The organism is Puia sp., assembly GCF_036500295.1.
Lineage (GTDB): Bacteria > Bacteroidota > Bacteroidia > Chitinophagales > Chitinophagaceae > Puia.
In genome coordinates this window covers 1-17,989 of sequence record NZ_DASYCH010000119.1, presented here as the reverse complement: position 1 = coordinate 17,989, position 17,989 = coordinate 1, and the positions used below count along the sequence as shown (strand labels likewise).

The 17,989-nt window shown below is 54.0% G+C and carries 16 protein-coding genes and 1 pseudogene; 7 read left to right on the top strand and 10 right to left on the bottom strand.

The window, feature by feature from the left end; genetic code table 11:
- The 8 genes and pseudogenes from VGM48_RS22185 to VGM48_RS22150 form a co-directional block, all read right to left on the bottom strand.
- A pseudogene (locus VGM48_RS22185) lies at window positions 1-1,420 on the bottom strand (hypothetical protein); the annotation flags it as partial.
- A 168-nt stretch (window positions 1,421-1,588) separates the two neighbouring features.
- Window positions 1,589-2,299, bottom strand: coding sequence for a hypothetical protein (locus tag VGM48_RS22180; protein ID WP_331582642.1), 711 nt, complete (start codon window positions 2,297-2,299; stop codon window positions 1,589-1,591).
- 82 nt (window positions 2,300-2,381) lie between these two features.
- Entirely contained in the window at window positions 2,382-5,723 is a 3,342-nt protein-coding gene (locus VGM48_RS22175) for an ATP-binding protein (protein ID WP_331582640.1), read from the bottom strand.
- A gap of 37 nt (window positions 5,724-5,760) precedes the next feature.
- Window positions 5,761-6,351 carry a DUF4194 domain-containing protein gene (locus tag VGM48_RS22170; RefSeq protein ID WP_331582639.1) on the bottom strand — a complete coding sequence of 197 codons (591 nt, stop codon included), beginning with the start codon at window positions 6,349-6,351 and terminating at the stop codon, window positions 5,761-5,763.
- A gap of 48 nt (window positions 6,352-6,399) precedes the next feature.
- Window positions 6,400-7,866 (bottom strand): DUF3375 domain-containing protein, encoded by a 1,467-nt coding sequence (locus VGM48_RS22165; RefSeq protein ID WP_331582638.1) that lies wholly within the window; start codon window positions 7,864-7,866, stop codon window positions 6,400-6,402.
- 164 nt (window positions 7,867-8,030) lie between these two features.
- On the bottom strand, window positions 8,031-9,980 hold the full coding sequence (locus tag VGM48_RS22160; protein WP_331582637.1) for a beta-N-acetylhexosaminidase: 1,950 nt from the start codon (window positions 9,978-9,980) through the stop codon (window positions 8,031-8,033).
- 98 nt (window positions 9,981-10,078) lie between these two features.
- Window positions 10,079-10,546, bottom strand: coding sequence for a hypothetical protein (locus VGM48_RS22155; protein WP_331582636.1), 468 nt, complete (start codon window positions 10,544-10,546; stop codon window positions 10,079-10,081).
- Between the two features lie 4 nt (window positions 10,547-10,550).
- Complete coding sequence (locus tag VGM48_RS22150) at window positions 10,551-11,009, bottom strand: YhcH/YjgK/YiaL family protein (RefSeq protein WP_331582635.1); 459 nt, start codon at window positions 11,007-11,009, stop codon at window positions 10,551-10,553.
- 135 nt (window positions 11,010-11,144) lie between these two features.
- Between VGM48_RS22150 and VGM48_RS22145 the strand changes: the two genes are divergently transcribed.
- The 6 genes from VGM48_RS22145 (at window position 11,145) to VGM48_RS22120 (ending at window position 15,478) form a co-directional block, all read left to right on the top strand.
- Entirely contained in the window at window positions 11,145-11,705 is a 561-nt protein-coding gene (locus VGM48_RS22145; RefSeq protein ID WP_331582634.1) for an RNA polymerase sigma factor, read from the top strand.
- Between the two features lies 1 nt (window position 11,706).
- A complete protein-coding gene (locus tag VGM48_RS22140) occupies window positions 11,707-12,528 on the top strand; it encodes a zf-HC2 domain-containing protein (RefSeq protein WP_331582633.1) in 822 nt (273 codons plus the stop codon).
- Window positions 12,529-12,540: 12 nt separating this feature from the next.
- Window positions 12,541-13,410 (top strand): hypothetical protein, encoded by an 870-nt coding sequence (locus VGM48_RS22135; protein ID WP_331582632.1) that lies wholly within the window; start codon window positions 12,541-12,543, stop codon window positions 13,408-13,410.
- Window positions 13,411-13,430: 20 nt separating this feature from the next.
- Complete coding sequence (locus VGM48_RS22130; RefSeq protein ID WP_331582631.1) at window positions 13,431-14,300, top strand: DUF4097 family beta strand repeat-containing protein; 870 nt, start codon at window positions 13,431-13,433, stop codon at window positions 14,298-14,300.
- A 105-nt stretch (window positions 14,301-14,405) separates the two neighbouring features.
- Window positions 14,406-14,819: a YybH family protein gene (locus tag VGM48_RS22125; protein ID WP_331582630.1), complete on the top strand. Its 414-nt coding sequence runs from the start codon at window positions 14,406-14,408 to the stop codon at window positions 14,817-14,819.
- A gap of 443 nt (window positions 14,820-15,262) precedes the next feature.
- Window positions 15,263-15,478, top strand: coding sequence for a hypothetical protein (locus VGM48_RS22120; protein WP_331582629.1), 216 nt, complete (start codon window positions 15,263-15,265; stop codon window positions 15,476-15,478).
- On the opposite strand, the gene VGM48_RS22115 is transcribed toward VGM48_RS22120, so the two are convergent.
- Entirely contained in the window at window positions 15,459-16,181 is a 723-nt protein-coding gene (locus VGM48_RS22115; protein WP_331582627.1) for a hypothetical protein, read from the bottom strand. The two genes, VGM48_RS22120 and VGM48_RS22115, sit on opposite strands and share 20 nt — an antisense overlap.
- Before the next feature lie 47 nt (window positions 16,182-16,228).
- The gene (locus VGM48_RS22110) at window positions 16,229-17,245 is read right to left on the bottom strand and encodes an acetamidase/formamidase family protein (protein WP_331582625.1); all 1,017 of its coding nucleotides are present in this window, start codon (window positions 17,243-17,245) and stop codon (window positions 16,229-16,231) included.
- On the opposite strand from VGM48_RS22110, the gene VGM48_RS22105 reads away from it, so the two are divergent.
- The coding region (locus tag VGM48_RS22105) for a DUF6597 domain-containing transcriptional factor (protein WP_331582624.1) at window positions 17,234-17,989 on the top strand (756 nt) is incomplete at its 3' end. The genes VGM48_RS22110 and VGM48_RS22105 overlap by 12 nt on opposite strands.

The window sequence follows — 17,989 nt, the reverse complement described above, 5'->3', positions numbered from 1 at the left end:
CACCGCCGGAGGCCGTCTGGGCGTTAAGGTTCATGCTGGAGTAGATGACACCACCACCACCGCCACCGCCGGGTCCGTGGTTGGCGCCGCCGCCGGTTTCATTGCTGCCACCGTCACCGCCATTGGCCGAAGCCGTAATATTGTTCAGGTTTCCGGCGACGCTAAAAATAAGGATACTACCACCTGCGCCACCACCGCCGGCGCCGTCATTTTGAACGGTACTGTTCGCATCGGCGCCATCGGCCTTCACGGTTCCCGTTCCGGTGATCTTGTTCAACGCGTAGAGGATAACGACCCCGCCACCGGCAGCACCGCCGGAAGCCATCCCGCTGCCGGGTGTACCCGTAGCGTTATTGGACGTACCGGCTCCGCCACCGCCACCCATCACCATGCGGTCGGGGACCACCTGCGAAAAAGCGGCGCCTGCCCGGCCACCCGAAGCAACATTCGTACTCCAGGAGTTACCGCCAATACCACCTGCGCCTGCGTTACCACCACCACCACCACCGGTATTCTGGTCGTTCGCGACACCCGGGTTACCATCCGTTCCACCGCCGCCGGCATTACCCGGGGCGCCCTGCGAATTACTACCGCCGGGATAACCTTCACCGCCGGGATTGGTTTCGATCGCCGTATAACTGTTGTTGCTGTATTTTGGTGTGCCGGCAATACCTTCTCCCTTGCTCCCGTTTGCACCGCCGCCGCCGTTGGCAGGGTTCATGAAGTCCGTATTCTTCCAGGTACTCAAACCGCCACCACCTGTTCTGCCGGCGCCACCGCGAAAACCCAAACCGGATGCATCTACCGTTTGGTTATTCATCACGATGTTATTCAATGCGTAAAGCACGATAACGCCACCCGAAGAACCGTTCCAGCGGGGAGCTGTGATCGTCGAATTCAGCGTCAGGTTATAATAGGTCGGTACCCGGATGATCTGGTAAGTATATTGTCCCGTTGTCCCGTAAGCAGCGTTCTTATAGGCCTTCTGCGTAGGGAGGCCAAGCTGCAAGGTTCCACCCGTGAGGGGAACGCTATTCACCGCGATCACATACTCCATATTGCCGGCCAGCAGATTGGTAGTGGTATAACCCGTACCGCCATTGCTGCTGGAACCGCTGCCGTAGGTGTTGTCATTGACAGAGTTGATCTGCGCCCCCTGCATCTGAATAAGCAGCAGGATATCGCCCGGAGCGATCGGATCCGATCCATAAGCAGAGGGTCCCAAAGCAATGGACCAGCTGTTGACTGGCAAGGTTGCCGTTGTCGTCGGGAAAAAAGTATTGGGTAAGCTGCTGATGGTCGTATTACCGTTGGTAGGGCAGTTTTGCGCACCTGCGGTAAAAGCAGCGAATAAGAGGGGGCTTATGAGGAACAGAAAGGGGATTAATCCTCTTTTCAGTTCCGAAATAAACTTTTCCATGGGTTTGGGTTGCGGGTTTACTTTTTATAGGAATTGGTCTCCCCAGAAAGGTAGCTATTTCAGTACCAAAACTCAAACGACTTATTAATCAATTTAATGCGCGAGGACAATTTTTTAATAACTCCCGGAATGGGAATCCGGTTCCCGTCTGCGGAGGTTTGGGAAAAACTAGTGGAGGTTTAAGCGGAAACTAATACCGGCGTTATAGGTAAACCCGTGGACGCTCACCCTTTGCTGGTCACTGGGCTTGCTGATACTTCTGAAATGGCCATATTGGCCGTGATTGTTGCTGTAATAGCCGAGCTTCCAATGGGAGTTAAAATCGAGATCATAGCCCAGCCCGCCCAGAAAGCCGACCTGTAAAATGCCCAGCCGCAACGGGTACCAGAGGATCCTGGCGCCGGGTTCGAGGCAAAGCCCGGCACGGCGCAGCGCCAGCGGACCATGAGCCTGTGTCGCCGCCTGTTGATATTCCGGCGGTAGATTGCCGTTTAACGTGATGATGTCCCGGTGAAGACCCGTCCCGCCGCCGAGGAATAGCAAAAAAGATCTGGTTTTTATCACGGAGGTATACAGCCCGGCCATCAGGTTAAACGAGCTCAGGTTATTGACGGAATTGATACTCGACAGCCGAAGACTGTACATAAGCCGGGAGGCAGCCGGCATCGCGGCAACTTCGAAATTATAGCTCGAAGGCGCGCGGGGTATGGTAGGATATCCATACTTGGCTAACCAGCGGTTGATGTGCGCATCATTGGCGTGGGTGAAGCTGATGCTGGAGTTGAAGAGAAGCGAAAATGTAGAGTCATGCCGGGTTTGTGAAAACAACGAACCGGAAATAAAAAATAATCCAATGATCAGGAACCCTCGCAAGTTCATCCCTTAAATGTAGACAAAATCGACAGCAGCTCATAGCGGATTAACAAAAAACCGGCCCGGGCCGGCCGGCCCGGCCAGCCGCCTACGCTAAAATCATTCCACTGCGATTTTGTTTCAGCTCCTTTCGAGTCATATTGAAAAGAATGCTATGTCTGTTGTTAACCCGCTGAACAAGGTGAACATGCGCGATAAAATTCTCGACGATCTGGATCTTATCACTGGGCGTTACCACCAGTAATTGAAGATGAAGCTGTTTGCAAAGCTCCATCAGATATGTTGCTTTTTCCTCATCCTGGTTGCTAAAGCTCTCATCCACGGCAATAAACCGGAGACTGCGGGAGTTTCGGCCCTCCCGGGTAATGCCAAACTGGTAGGCGATGGCACTGCAAAGGATGGTGTAGGTCAACTGCGCCTTCTCCCCGCCGGATAGCTGCCCCATCTGGCGATACGTCTTTTTTAGTTCGTGCGTCTCCCGGAATTTTTCGTCCGCCCAGAATTCAAACCAGTTACGGACATCCAGCACCCGGCCGCGATACGATTCGCTTTCGTCGAGCGTATCGACAAAGGACTGGACATTCTGCTTGAAATGGAGCGCCTTTTCCTCAAAACTATTCTGTTGCCAGTCCGCGGCCTGCGGAAGCGCGTTCAACAGCCTGCTCCTGAACTCCTTTATCACCGTGTCGGGCACCGGGCGGATTCCTAACTGGATATAGGTATCCGGAAGCCGGTTGAAATTGATCCCGCTGAGGGACTGGTTGAGTGTCGTGATGCTGTTCTTTATCTTTCGTTCCCAACTTTCCAGCTCTTCGTTCAGCACGCCCATCTTTATCACGGCAGTATCGTGAAGCAGCCGCTCGAAGTCTTTCTTGAACCGCGGGAGGTTCTCTGTCTCCAGCCGGGTAAGCCATTCCAGGTACTCGCCGGCGTGTTCCCGTTCGGCGGGAAGTTGCTGGGTATCCGCCGGCCAGTCGGTATATCGTTGGAGGATCTCGAGCGGCGGGTTCTTGATCTTGTGAATTGCCCGATCCAGCTCGCGTCCTTCCCTTACCGCGGCCTCCTCGTATCGCCGGACCGCCTGTTCCACGTCAGTCATCAGCTGTTGATACCAATCGTCGATCGTATCGGGGGTAAGCGGGTTTTCCGTCAACCGCGCGCCATGTTTTTGCTGGAATTGCAACAGAAGGTCTTTATCGGCTTCGGTCAGATGTTTTACAAAGCCGGAAAGCGCCAGCTGTTCTTTCTCCCGGGCCTGAAGATCGTGTTCGTAAAGCGAGGCCTTGCTGATCAGCAAGTCGCGGTCCTTTTGGCGGCTCCCGATCTGCTGACGGATCTCATCGAGTTGCTGCGTCAGGGTTTTTAGCTGATCGCTTCCCGTCTTTAGCTTGCCCATCTGTCCTTCGATGTGATGGATCGCCTGATGGATGGCTCCGACGTTCACCGCCTTGAACCCCCCATGTTCCCGGAGATGCTTGACGGCAAAAACCTGGTCTTGCAGCTTGTTGTTGCGATGTGCCAGCCGCTGAAGCGTCTCCGCGGCCTGCTCCGTTACATCAAGCAACTGCGACCGGCGATGCTGCAGCGCTTCTCTTTTCTTTTCGTTGTTCCACCCCATTACATACCGGCTGACATCGCTCCGCCCAGGCCGGTCGTCTTTTTCATGCCGATCCTTATTCTTGATCAGCCCCTGAAGGGTGATGGCCCGGTCATAGCGATCAAGAGTTTTTTCATTCGCGACACAACTATACCCGTACTGCTGGATCACCTGTTGGCTTACCCAGGCGCTAAGCGGGTGCCCCGGATGGAACTCCAGCTTGTGCCAGACCGTGCCCGCGTCGGCATGCTGCCGCAGGGCGACATCCTTAACCAGGTGATACACGAGCCGGGCCCGTAGCTGGGTGTTGTTGACATAACGGCTTACTTTCTTATAGTGCTTGTCCGGAACCAGCAAACGCAGGGCAAGCGGGTTTAAGAGCTTCTCGAGGACAGGCTGCCATTCCATTTCTTCGCTCCGCACCTGGATCAGCTCCCCTGCAAAAGGCAGGTCTTCCTCGGTGATGGTAAGTTCCGTACAGAGGTCACGACGCAGTGCGACAAGATGGGCCGGGATGTTGTTCCGACTTTGGAGCAGGGTATTCAGTTCGCCTTCGAGTGACTTCTTCTCCTCTTCTGCCTTCTTCTGCCGGGTTTGCGCCTCATAGAGCTCTTCGTTATTGTTTCGGATCTCCGTACCCAGCTTTTTATCGAGGCGATCGGCTTCCTTTTTGATCCGCTGATAGGCCACCTCATCGGTGGGGTCCTTCTCGAGATGCAATAACGTGCACCATTCGGAAAACTTCTTTAGTGCGGCCTCCGTCTCCTTTACCTGCTGTTCGAGGCCCTCTTTCTCTTTTTGCAGCTGCTGCAGCCGCTGACCGGCCTTGTTCTGTTCCAGCTGATTCAGGGTCTGACGTTCTTCCTCCGTCAGCGTAGCGATGCTTTGGCGGGTTTCTTCCGAAGCGGTGCGCACGCCTTTCGCCTCCTTCTCGATGGTTCGGATATGCTCGTCAAGGAGATGATATTTGGTGTAGTTCTTCCAGATCCTGGCCGTCTCCAGTTCTTCCCGGGCTGCGACGCCGAGATCGGACTGCTCTTTATAGGAAAGAAAATGGGTTTTCAGCGGATGAAGCAACCGGACTTGATCCTCGGCCTTTTCGATATTACGCTGGGCATCGAGCAAGGTGGAAAGGTGTTTTTTCAGTTCCTGAAACTCCTGCTCCATATTGCGAGGCTCCAGCATATTGCTTCGGATGAACTCGTTGAGATCGCCCAGCACCTTGATCCCCATGGTCTGGTTAAAAAGGCTAAGCGCCTGCATGCTCTGCATCCCCAACACCTCCACCATACGCTGGGCATAACGGTTGGCGGCATCAAACCACTCCACCTGCTTGCGGCTGCCCTTGTTATATTGCTGGTCGATCCGCCGCCGCCAGGCGCCCCCCAGATCAAAGGGTTTGAAATCGTCCTCGATATGCAGGGGCTTATGGGCGATGGCAAAAACGCGCCGCATGTCATGACCGCTGAACCAACGCACCTGGAAGAGGGTGACGGACTGCTCGGCCTCGTTGGAGAAATGCGCCAGCAGGATGCTATAGGCCTGTTCCTTATTGTCCCGGAGATAGAGGGTCTTGCTGGAGAGCCCGTTCTCACTGTGAACACTGCCATAGCCGCCGAGGACATAGGATTCCTCCGTTCTGTCGCCCTTTTTCTCGCTGCCGGAAGATTGATTATAGAACCGGTGCTTCTTTTCAGGGACGATCAGGGTCAGCAAGGCATCGACAAAGGTCGTCTTGCCGCTGCCGTTGGCACCGGTGAGCAGCGAGGTCTCGCCGCCCGGCGCGATCTTCCAGACATGTTCGTCAAAGGTGCCCCAGTTATAGAGCTCCATGTATTGCAAACGAAAACCGGATTTGTTCTCATCGGTACTAAATACGCCCAACTGCATGCTCGGATAGTTGTTTTTTGAAATTTTCCAATATTTCGTTATCTACACGCGCCTTGATGATCTTCTTGACACGGAATCGCTGCTCGTCGGGAATTTCATGATGCTCCACCTTTTCCAGGAAATCCAGCTCTTCGACCCGGTCGATCAACCGGTCCAGATCGCGAATGAACTTTACGCGGCTCGCGTTCTCCCGGAAGAAAAGTTCCGCATATTCTTTTATCTCCCGGCGCTTCTTGACCAGTTCGCGCGCGCCGGCCTCCCCCACTTCGAATTCGGCCATCATATCACGCAGCAGCACCAGCAATACGCTTTCTTCATAACCCAGCTGGATGCGGCGGACCCAACCGATGACATTCTCTTCTTCATCGAGCCGGGCCTGCTCCAGGTAGGCATATCCGTCCTCTTTCTCCAGAATAAGGATCAGCCCCAGCTGCTGCAGGAATCTGGACAACTCCCCCTGATACTGGAGCAGCTGTTCCCAGGCGGTTTTCTCCAGGTATTCGACCGGCCCCTTGAGAAGCTTGATAAAGACCGGCGTATACGGAAAGATGTTTTGTTTATCTGTGCTCATGGTTTTTATGCTGTTGACCGGCTGGGGCTTGGTTGCCCGCGCCGGGCGTTATCTGCTGAAAAGCAGATAGGGTACTTCAATGAATCGGGTTTTGGCTTCGTCAAGCGGGATCAGTTCGGTAATCTCCTGCATCGACTGGACCCTCGCCGCTTTCTCCCGGAGAAAGCCAAAATAACCGACCACCTCGGCTACTCCATGCTCCAATCCGCTGATACCGATGATCTCCGCCAGCGTGGCCGTGCTCTTGTGCTCGAGTGCGGCCTCCACCTTCTGCCAGAGCTTTTTCCGGTCGACATGGGTCGTGGTAAGCAGCCGGCCAAACCGTTCGAGGTCCGCTACTTTTTCACGCGCGTTGGCGGGTTGTTTGACGATGCCGGCCGCCTGACGCTCCACCAGGTTGAGCCTTCGCTCCATATTCATCCGGATTGGCGCCGGCGTTTGCAGGCGGATGCCGCAAGGCGGGGTGTCGTCGTCCATGCATTTAAACACCAGTTCCTTGATCTGGCCGATCTGCTGGCGCAATCGCCGGTGACGCGCGATCTCTTTCTCCGTGATGATCCGGCTCAGCTTTTCCGCCATCCGGTCATTGGACTCATAAACGTTGCGGCCCTGTTGCAGAAGCAGGGATTTGATATCCTGGACATACTCCCCGTCGCCTTCGATACTCCGCTGCTGCAACATTTGCAGCAGCTGGTCGGTCAGCTCCCGCCATTCCTCCTGGCCGGCCCTTGAGACGAGGAAATCCCAGAAGGCATAAAAGCTTTTACCCTGATCGCTTTTTCGCAGGGCATCGTACGCCTCGAAGGCATAACCGACGATCGCGCCTTTATTCACTTCGGCCCGGGTATGCTGCTCGACGATATGCCGGTGGATCGTCTTGAAATTGTCTTCCACTTCCCGGAAATCGCTCAGCAGTTCGTGACTGAGCCGGGTGAACCACTCCAGCCGCTCGCGCAGCTGGGCGTTTGTATAGACCACGGGTTTATAACCCATCTCTATCTTTTTGATCTCTTTGTCGATCTCCGCCCGCTTGTTCTTCAACTCTTCCAGCCGCTTTACCGCGTCATCCTCGGTGTATTCCACCATTTCCCGCAGCGTCTGGAAAAGAAAGCGGAACCGGCTTTCGGTGCCGACAAACTGCCGCTTCTCGAGACTTTGCAGCCATTGAAGAAGTTTTTCAGTATGTGCGCTGAGCTGGTATCGGGTGATGGCGTCCGTATCAGGAAAGTCCTGCAGAAGACGCCGCTGCACCCAATTGAGCAGATATTTGCGCGCACGGCTCTCTTCGTCTTCCCCAAATTCGATGCGGGCCTCTTCCAGGTCTTCGATATCCTCCGAATGATTGCGCAATTCTTCGGCAAGCGCGCTGATCAGCGCCTGCTCGGGGATGGAAAGCGTATTCTCGCTTTTAAAGGCCTTAAAAAGGAATGGGATCACCCAATGCGCATTGCGCATCCGGATGATCTGTACGGACGGGGAAGTTTCGAGTAGATAAGATAGTTCCGCTGCTGCCATCGTTAAAGGGCCGAATTTATCGATTCACCCGATACGTTAGGGCCATCCGGCTTCGGTGGGGATAAAAAAGCCGGGGCGGTGAAGTTTTGGGGGTTCTCCGTGGAAAACTTCACCGCCCCGGGCACAATAACAAGATCATGGCATCGGCTGCCAGCTTTCGGGGATCAATCCCCGGAGGGAGGCGCCGCCCTGACCCCCACCCGCTGTTGCAGGGCTTCCACCGGAACATTGATCTGCCGGCCGATGGGTTTGCCATTCCGGTAGGTGATCACCTTTAGCATGATCGCGTCCTTCGGGATGGCCAGCGTGCCGGTATATTTTGGATAGAAATTATCGGGGTTGGAGTTATCGAAACTGTAATAGATATCCAGCCCGTTGACCTCAGTGCCCAGGTCGACGGTGACCGAGTCATTCGCGGAAAAATCTTTCTTTGGCGTGATGATGGCGTCAAACATCGAGCGGGCATATTTCACCTGTTCGACATCAAGGCGGTCGAAGTGTGTTTCCACTCGGTGCTCGAAATTGTCCCAATCCTTGTTCGCCTTTGGCGACCACAGGTCTTCGGCAACGGCCATGCTCCGGGGCCAGACCATATACTGCATATGCCGGGTATTGTAGACCTGCTCGGTCCAGAGATTTGCCTGACCGCCCAAAATATACTTCGGATCGACACTGTCCGGCACCGGCTCATAGGAATAGGTTGTTTTCAACCGAAGCGTGGCGTATACCGGCGGTTCGATCGCCGCATCGCCCTGCATATAGTCCAGGTAGAAGAACGTGGTGGGGCTCATGACAACGGGGTGACCCATCTTCGCCGCGGCGATGCCGCCCTTGACGCCACGCCAGCTCATAACGGCAGCATTGGGTGCGAGTCCCCCTTCCAGGATCTCATCCCAGCCGATGACCTTTTTGCCTTTGGATTCCACTATCTTTTCGACACGCTTCTCGAAATAGCTTTGCACCTCCTCCATCGTTTTCAGATGTTCTTTCTGCATCAGGGCCTTGACGGCAGGGCTCTTCTCCCAGAAATTCTTGGCGCACTCGTCACCGCCGATATGGAGATAAGGAAAAGGGAACAGGGCGGCAAACTCGGTGACGACCTTATCGATGAAGGGATAGACCTTCTCATTGGCCGGATTGAGCGTATTGTCGTAGATCGCGTCAAAACCGCCCTTATACCAGTTCATCGTCTTTTCGCCGGAGCGGACATGATATTTGTCGGCGCCTTCGGTGAGCGATAACTCGGGATAGGAAACGACGGCGGCCAGGCTGTGACCGGGCATGTCGATCTCTGGAAGGATATTGACAAACCGGGCCTTTGCATATTGAACCAGCTCCCGGATATCATCCTGGGTGTAGAAGCCGCCGTAATCCCGTTTTTCATCGGGTGCGGGATTGGCGAAAGTGCCAAAGCTGCCTACCCGTTTGGCATTCCAGGCGCCTACCTCGGTCAGCTTCGGGAGGCTCTTGATCTCGACCCGCCAGCCCTCATCATCTGTAAGATGCATATGCAGCAGGTTGAACTTATATTTCACCATCTGGTCGATAAAATCCTTTACCTCCTGCTTGGTGAAGAAGTGTCGGGCGACGTCGAACATCAGGCCACGCCAGCCAAAGCGGGGATAGTCGGTGATGGTGACACAGGGCGCCTGCCAGCTATGCCGGTTCACGGCCTGGCGGCTTTCGATCTCTTTTGGCAGCAGCTGGAGGAGGGTCTGGATGCCGTAGAAAAGACCCGCCGGCTGGTTCGCCCGGATAAGAACGGCCTGTGGCGTAATAGCGAGAGAATAGCCTTCGGTTCCCAATGTCGGTTCCGCCGACTTGTTCAGGACAAGCCGGATGGTCGCATTGGGGGTGGACTGCTGGGTGACCGAAACAGTAAAGCCGGTTGGCACGCTGAGCCGCGTCTTCAGGTCCTGCAGCGTCTGGGCGAGATCATGTTGATCCTGCGCCTCGATGACGATCGATGCCGGCAGTTCAAAATGACCCGCATTGACGGTCTGGCTCACCGGCGTTGGGATCAACGCGACGGGTCCTGCAGATTCGGGTTCCTGGGAAAAAACGGAAAGGCCGGCAAGGGTCGCCGCCAGCAGAAAAAGGGATCTTGTTCTCATGTTGGTTTGCAACTGTGTTTGAGTGTTTTGAATGGCAGGAGGTCTGCGTTGTTCTTTGCGTTAAGGTAACATTTATTGGAAAAATGTAATGGGTTTTATCAGAAAATCTCGTCGATGGGCATCGTTTCCTGTTGAAAGAAGATGCTGTCGCCGGCGCGCTTGTTTTGCAAGGTCCGGGCAAGCGGCGCCTGCGGGGAGAGGAAAACGATGGTTCGTCCTTCGATCGTCTGTTTACCAAGGCCGATGCTGATAAAGAAATCGATGGAAGCGGTTCGAAGCAGGGCGCCGCTCATCCCTTCGCGACAAAGCTGGTCGGTATTTACGGCGTGGAGCGTTGCCAGTTCGCGGACCTGCTCCGCCAGCTGACGTGCGTGCATGTCTTTTTGCAGATGACCCATGGCCCGCCCGGTTTCGTATTTGTCGCCGGCCGAGCTTTTCTCTTCGCTGTTGGCCGCTTCCTGCGCGGCCCGGATGGCCTCATGGGTCGTCGCTATCCGCTGACCGAGATGGTCGGCGGCCCATTTTTTCAGCCGGGCTTTGAGCGCCAGTTTTTCGGGCTGGTCCATCAATTTACAGCGCGACTTTTATGACGACCTTTCTTACCAGGTCGGGCTGATGGGTGAACAGCTCCGGCTGATGGATATCGACAGGGAAGAAAATAATAAACTCGCCGGGGTGGAGCGTGATATAGCTGAGGTCTTCCGGAGTCAGGGTATAGAAGGCGACATCTTTTTCGGGGTCATAAGGTATGGTTTCCCGCTGATCGGTCAGCGGAGCATAGCCAAACCGCTCAATGCCGGCGATCATGATCTGGATATCGGCATAGTCGCGATGGCTCTCGGGGTCGCATTCCGATGCAGGCTTGGTCGTATATTCATTGACTATCGCAAAGACGTTGTCATCGTCGATCGCGTATTTCCCCGTTTCCAGCGCGCTGAAGTCAGTGGAAAGGATATATTGAATGGCTTTTTCGAAATTTGGGCTGATGATCTTGTACCCTTGTAGTTGTGAAAGTGTGGAAGTGATCATATTGTGAATGGACTTACGTTACCGGGCGGAAGTTACCCCTTTTGCGGGAGAAAAAATAAATCCGGCTTTTTCGGTAACCATCTGGCAGGAGTGGAGTTTCCTTTTTATCTTTTACAATAAAGAATACCACGCTGCTTGAACACACTCTCCGATAACGCGCTGATGCTAAAGGTCCGCTCCGGCGATCTGGATAAGATGGGCTTGCTGTTCCAGCGCTACCACCGGCCGCTGTATGGTTTTCTTTTTCATATGACCCAGCAGCGGGAAGTGAGTGAGGACATGATGCAGAATGTGTTCTACCGGATGCTCCGGTCCCGGCACACTTTTACCGGGGAAGGCGAATTTCGGACATGGATGTATCATCTGGCGCGCAATGTAGTCAAAGACCATTTTAAGCAGACACGCCGGCGGGGCAGCCATCATGAGATCTCGGACTATGAGGAGCGGCTTCCGGCGGGGATAGCAGCGGATGAACAGGTGGAACGAAAACTGGAGATAAAGGCCCTGGAAAGAGCCCTCGGTAACCTGAGCCCGGAAAACCGGGAAGTGCTGGTGCTGAGCCGGTTCCAGGAATTGAAATATGCCGAGATCGCCGAGGTGCTGGAGATCAGTGTCGGCGCGGTAAAGGTCAGGGTGCACCGGGCCATGCACCAGCTGAAGGAGGTCTACTGGCATTTAGAAACCCAAAACAAGTAGTATGAAATGCGGATACGATAAAGAACAGTTGACAAGATTCCTGCATGGGGAGCTCTCCGCTGAGGAACAGGCCGGGGTGGAGACACATCTGACGGAATGTAATGAGTGCCGGCGGGAATGGGAAGGCCTTCGCGCCATGTGGGGGATGCTCGAGGAGGTGGATACGCCGGAGCCGTCCGCCGATGCGCAGGTCCGGTTCGACGCGATGCTGGATAGTTATAAAGACTCGGTTCGGTCCGGGGATCGCCGGACGGCGCTCTGGTGGCGCTTGCGGGAGTTGTTTCGCGGCTATCCGGCTTTCGCGCTGGGCTACAGCCTTCTGCTGGTCGTCGCGGGTCTGGGATTCGGTTATTGGTTTCACCGGCCGGCTGCGGTGGCGGCCGCGGGCAGCGACAAGCAGGAACTGGCGGCGCTGACGTCCCAGGTAGGGGAGATGCGCGAGATGATCATGAAGACCTTATTGCAAAACCCTTCCGCTTCCGAACGGATGCGTGGGGTGAGCTATACCAGCGAGATAAAAACAGTCAACAAAGATGTCGTCGGAGCCCTGCTCAGTACGTTGAATAATGATCCGAATATCAATGTGCGGCTGATGACGCTCGAGGCACTGACCCACTATGCCAACAATCCGCTCGTCCGGGAGGGACTGGTGCAGTCGATCCTCCAGCAGGACTCGCCCCTGTTGCAGACGGCGCTGGCGGAGGTCATGCTTCACCTCCAGGAAAAAAGGGCCATCCATCCGCTGAAGAAACTGCTACAGCAAAAAGACCTCAATGAAATGGTGAGGACGCGGATCCAGGAGACCATTTTCAGACTAAGCTAAAACCAGGTAAATATGAAAAAGATCATTTGCCCGTTACTGACGGGACTGACGATGCTTTGCCTTGCTCCGGCCGGCGTCGACGCACAGGAATTCAAGGAGCATATCGACAAGGAGTTCGCCGCGCCGAACCCGGCGTCGGAAGTGTTGGCCATCTATAATTTGAACGGACCGATAAGGGTCGAAGGCTATTCCGGCAACAAGATCGTTGTCGGCATCGACAAAACGATCTCTTCGGATGATAAGGAAGGCCTGGATCTTGGCAAACACGAGTTCCAGCTGGGCTATGACCAGCATGGCGACAGCGTCATTATTTATATCGCGGAACCCTTCGATACGCGGCCACATGAATGGCGCCGGGACGAGGGATCGAGCCGGCGGGAACACAATTATGATTTCAACCTCGCCTTTGTGGTTCGGGTACCCTTTGGAATGAACCTGCATATCTCGACCGTAAATCGCGGGGAGGAGATGATCCAGGACGTAACGGGCAACCTCAGCATTCATAATGTGAATGGCGCTATCACCATAAAAAACGCGAAGGGGGCGACGAAAGCCCATACGATCAATGGCAATCTGACCGTCAACTATGTGACCGCTCCACAGGCCGCTTCGGAATATTATACCCTGAACGGGACCCTCGAGGTCACTTACCCGGCGAATCTCTCGGCTGTCTGCCAGTTCAAGAGCTGGAGCGGATCCTTTTTCACCGATTTTCCCGATGCGGAGGCCCTGCCCGCCGTCATCACCAAGAATGAGGAACATCGGGCCTCGGGCACAACCTATAAGCTGAATATTGCCAAACGGGTGCAGATTGGCGCCGGGGGCAGTGTTTTTAAGTTCGAAACCATGAACGGCAACATTTATGTAAAGAAGCAATCTTAAATTTATAAAGTATGAAAGCAATGAAAAGAATCGCGGTATTTGTCCTGTTGATGGTATTCTCGTTCGGCCGGGTGCTGGCGCAAACAGAGGCAAAGGAAATAAAGGAACAGATGGTGGTGCCGCTTAGCGAGCCGGGAAAGGCCTTCAAGGTCATCGCCCATGTGATGCACAGCTCCCTGAGAGTCGTCGGGTATGAGGGCAAGGACGTTGTTATCAATGTGACGGGCGAGGCCCACAAACGGGATGCTTCCGGCGGTAGTGGCAGCAACGCCAGCAGTGGCAACGCCAGCAGTGGCAGCGGCGGCAGTGGCAGCATGCGGCGGATCGGCGGCAACTCCGGGGGCGAGATCACGGCGGAAGAAGACAATAATACGGTAACCATCAACACCGGCCTCAGCCGTTTTTCGATGATCGAGGTAAAGGTCCCGCAGGGTACGGCAACCCTTAACCTGGGGGCCATCAATGACGGCTCGATCGTAGTCGAGAACGTCAGCGGTCAGCTGGAGGTGAATAATGTCAATGGACCGATCACGCTGACCAATGTCGCGGGATCCGTGGTCGCCACTACGGTCAATGGCGATGTGGTGGTCGGCCTCAAAAGCGTCGATCCCCAGGCCCCGATGGCCTTCTCCACGCTCAACGGCAAGATCGACGTCGCTTTCCCCCCCGCCTTCAAAGCCAACCTCAAGCTCAAGGCCGAACACGGCGACATCTTCTCCGATTTTGATATCGAGGTCGCCCACGATAAGCCCAACGTCAACAAAAGCTCCGAGGGCCATATGTATAAGATCAATATCGACGAATGGGTCTACGGAAAGATCAATGGCGGCGGCCCGGAGATGATGATGAAAACGACGTTTGGCAGCGTTTATATCAGGAAGGGGAAATAGGAGACAACCGTCTCGGGCAAAATATTCGGGCGCCTGCTGATATTTCAGCAGGCGCCCGTTTTTTAGGATGTATTATCTTTATAACGAATCAGTAAATCCGAAATAATGCACGATATCAAAACCTTGTTGGAATCCTATAAAAGCGCGGTCTTTCAAAAGGACGTTGAAGCCCTTCTCGCGCTTTTCGACGAAAACGTCCGTGTTTTCGATATGTGGGCCTGGAGTTATGACGGCCTCCCTGCCTGGCGGGAGATGGTGACCGGGTGGCTTGGTTCCCTGGGGACCAATCGCGATGTCGTCACCTTCGACGACATCCTGATCAAGGAATCCGGCGATCTTGCCGTCGCCAGCGCATTTGCACGATTTGCCGCCGTGTCGGAAAAGGGCGAGGAGCTGCGGTTCCTGCAAAACCGGCTGACCTGGGTGTTGCAGAAAAAGGAAGGGGTCTGGAAGATCATCCATGAACATACCTCGGGACCCGTTGAGGGCGAAACGCTAAAGGTGCGATTGCAGCGGTAATAAAATGACAAACCCCGCTATTTGCCGGACGAACCGGTATTTAACAAGGGCATAATTTTTTTAGGGCCTTGAAATTTGTTTTTATTTTTACTTGTCTATAACCATTGTCACGGGCTTAGTGTGCCGTCAGGCACCGAGACATTCATACTGCTTCCTTTCCAAGGATGCGTGGATGTGATACCATTGAACCAATCCGAATACGTGCTCTATGAAGCAGAAGGTTCTGCAAGTGATGCCCATTTCCCCTTTTGAAGGTGTCGCTAGTCAGGTGCCATAGCCGTTAAACTTTTATCCTTTTTGATTCGGGGCATTTTTATGTCCATGATTTTCGATCCTGCTATCGGGTGTACGACAGTATGCTTGTGTGGCGGACTCAATTAATTAATTTGGGGCCGGAAGGTGCAACTTCCAGCCCCTGGATTCTTCATTTTAAATGTGCAAAAATGAAAAAACACATCATTAAAGGTAGTGAAGAAAATGGCATGTCAGGACGCGAAGTTTCAAAAGAACCTCGCTCTGGATGGTGGTCCGTGATGCGGGGATTATTAAGCAGCGTTCCGCCTTTTGAAAAGCGTAAGACCTTCTTCGAGTTCTTTGCGAAATGGACGAAGAAGAACAAATCTAGTTTTGAGATGAAGGTCACTGTCCGCAAGGAATGATCGCACACAGATCATCCAGGGGCTGGACATTCGCGTGCACCGGATGGTTCTCGAGAATCATATAATACTCCCCTTGCAAATCCTGCGGGCTCATTGATCTTATGTTCAGCGTACTGACGGAGTAGGCCGAGAGGACCCGCTCGCCGCGATTTTCCTGTACGTCGACAAGAACGTATCCATCTGCATACTCCGGAAAAGATTCCATCCTGGAGAACAGCAGGCCCTCATATCTTCGGTCGGCGACAAAGATATCGGCAAAGATGCCGCTTCCGGGAAGGCCCCGCCCTTCGGTCAACAGCTTTTGCAGGCTTTCGCCGATGTAGAAGCCCCAGCCTTTGCAGCAGTCCTCATAACATTCTACTCCTGGGAAAAGACCGATATGGGTCATGGTCACGCGGGTGAGGTTGCCATCGGGCACGATCTCCCAGGCGATCAGGTTATTTTTCCAGACGTAGGGATCCTTGAATATCGGCAGATAGCATTCCACCACCTTCCAGATAACGCGCCGGCCGGGGTCGGCTTCAACAATTTCCATCAAAGCCCAGGTGGTCCGGGCAAAATGGACCGTGAATTGGTCATGCAGATTTGTCGCGCTGCCTTTAAAGTTTACCGCCCACCACTCCCCTATCCGGCTGATCTTTTCGAAAACCTCCATCGGGGGGAGAGGGACACTGATGGAGCATTGTAAGTTTTGCGGGCTCATATGAATAGTTTATAGCGCAAATCTATCCGCTTCGGGCAAAAGGAAGTTTATTGAAAATGGAGAATTTGCTCCAGGGCAGCCTTTTTGATCTTTGCAACCACCACCACTTCAGGATCGGCGATCTCGCCAATAGAGTATTCGATCGTGGTACTTATTACCTGCGTCGCCTCATATAGGGTCAGGTGAAAGTCTTTCTGCAGCCAGTCCAGCAGATTTTTAGTGGCGTTCTTCAGTGCTGCGGGCGTTTCCTTTGCGGTGCCCAGCGCCATGAGGTATTCCTTATCTTCTACCCGGGGGTATTGTAAGGGCAGCGAATCCTGTTTGATCAGCGTCACGGAGAACTCGACGTTCATTGATGTTTCCAGGGCGTTACCGGCGATCTCTCCATCTCCCTGCAGCGCGTGTCCGTCGCCGAGATATAAATAGGCGCCTTCGTGGAAAACGGGCAGGTATACGGTCGATCCGCTTCTGACCCGGTTGTAATCGAGGTTACCGCCAAACGGTCCCTGGAAAAAACTCAGGATCTCGTTTTTGCGGTTGTCGGGTGCGACACCGATGCAGCCGAGAAAGGGATTCATTGGAACCTTGAAGTTCTTAAGATGGGGATAGGCGTTGATCGAGCTGTCGGGCCATGCGAGACTGGTTTGCAGGTCCAACTTCCATCTGACGAGATGCGATCTTTTGAAGGTCTTCAGAATCTCATCCGGCATGCAGCGGGACACGAAATTTTCGGATGTCCGGGCGTAATCCCGGTTTAGCGACACGTCGAGGAGCCGGATCGCCAACAGGTCACCCGGCATCGCCCCTTCGACAAAGAATGGGCCCGTCAGCGGGTTGCCGCCTCTTGCCCGGCGTACGCCTTTTCGATCAATACCCATGGCGTCGATGGTCTCCGTACGCACCGTATCCCCGGGCCGGATTCGGAGTACCGGCTCGCGGTTAAGCGAGAAAGCGGGAGAAAAGGTTGTCGGATCAAATGTGATCTGTTTGGACTGCCGGGCATCCTGCGCCTGCAGTTGAAAGGAAAGGCAAAGCAATAAGGCGCCGGCAAGATGGTTTCGCATGATCTCGGGGATTATAGGGATAAGATACCAAAAAACCGGTTATTCTGTATATTCGTAAAAATGCAGTTTTTCCCTTCTGATATCTTGAGTCCTTATGTAAAAAGCTATACCGTCATTACGATAGAAGAGGACCTGACGGATGAAGTTTTTTATCCCAGCGGCTATGTTGATCTCGTGATCAATATATCGGCGGGTGTCGCCACCACGCTCATCGACGGCCGGAGAAGGAGGCTTCCCGGGGTGGAGTTGCTCGGGCATCTTACATTACCCTCGAGGCTTACGGTCACAAAAGGCACTAGGATATTGATCGCCAGGATCTATCCCCATGCAAGCGCACTCTTTTTTCCGAATCCTATGGCCGAGTTCACCAACTTCGCCACCGACGCCTACGGGATATTTTCAAGGGAGATCAATGATTTCTACGAAGGGCTGATGGAAGCCGGCTCGCTGGACCAAAAAGTCGCGGCGCTTGAAAGGTTCCTCGTCGGAAAACTGGTGAAGAATGAGAGGCGATATGGGAAGATGGAGATCATCCAACAGGTATGCACTCACCTTTGCACGAAAGGAGAGGCCTTTAATAGTAAGCAGCTGTCGACGAGTTATGGACTCTCGGAACGGTATATACAAAAGCTGTTTGTGGACATGGTGGGAATAACCCCAAGTGCCTTTTTTTCCGTGTATCGGTTTAATAAAAGTCTCGGGCTTGTCCTTTCCTCCAATCACTCGCTTACAGCCGTAGCGTAT

Coding starts and splice junctions, on each gene's coding strand:
- VGM48_RS22180 (WP_331582642.1), bottom strand. CDS start 2,299: ATGAACTTGCGAGGGTTCCTGATCATTGGATTATTTTTTATTTCCGGT.
- VGM48_RS22175 (WP_331582640.1), bottom strand. CDS start 5,723: ATGGAGCTCTATAACTGGGGCACCTTTGACGAACATGTCTGGAAGATC.
- VGM48_RS22170 (WP_331582639.1), bottom strand. CDS start 6,351: ATGAGCACAGATAAACAAAACATCTTTCCGTATACGCCGGTCTTTATC.
- VGM48_RS22165 (WP_331582638.1), bottom strand. CDS start 7,866: ATGGCAGCAGCGGAACTATCTTATCTACTCGAAACTTCCCCGTCCGTA.
- VGM48_RS22160 (WP_331582637.1), bottom strand. CDS start 9,980: ATGAGAACAAGATCCCTTTTTCTGCTGGCGGCGACCCTTGCCGGCCTT.
- VGM48_RS22155 (WP_331582636.1), bottom strand. CDS start 10,546: ATGGACCAGCCCGAAAAACTGGCGCTCAAAGCCCGGCTGAAAAAATGG.
- VGM48_RS22150 (WP_331582635.1), bottom strand. CDS start 11,009: ATGATCACTTCCACACTTTCACAACTACAAGGGTACAAGATCATCAGC.
- VGM48_RS22140 (WP_331582633.1), top strand. CDS start 11,707: ATGAAATGCGGATACGATAAAGAACAGTTGACAAGATTCCTGCATGGG.
- VGM48_RS22135 (WP_331582632.1), top strand. CDS start 12,541: ATGAAAAAGATCATTTGCCCGTTACTGACGGGACTGACGATGCTTTGC.
- VGM48_RS22130 (WP_331582631.1), top strand. CDS start 13,431: ATGAAAAGAATCGCGGTATTTGTCCTGTTGATGGTATTCTCGTTCGGC.
- VGM48_RS22125 (WP_331582630.1), top strand. CDS start 14,406: ATGCACGATATCAAAACCTTGTTGGAATCCTATAAAAGCGCGGTCTTT.
- VGM48_RS22120 (WP_331582629.1), top strand. CDS start 15,263: ATGAAAAAACACATCATTAAAGGTAGTGAAGAAAATGGCATGTCAGGA.
- VGM48_RS22115 (WP_331582627.1), bottom strand. CDS start 16,181: ATGAGCCCGCAAAACTTACAATGCTCCATCAGTGTCCCTCTCCCCCCG.
- VGM48_RS22110 (WP_331582625.1), bottom strand. CDS start 17,245: ATGCGAAACCATCTTGCCGGCGCCTTATTGCTTTGCCTTTCCTTTCAA.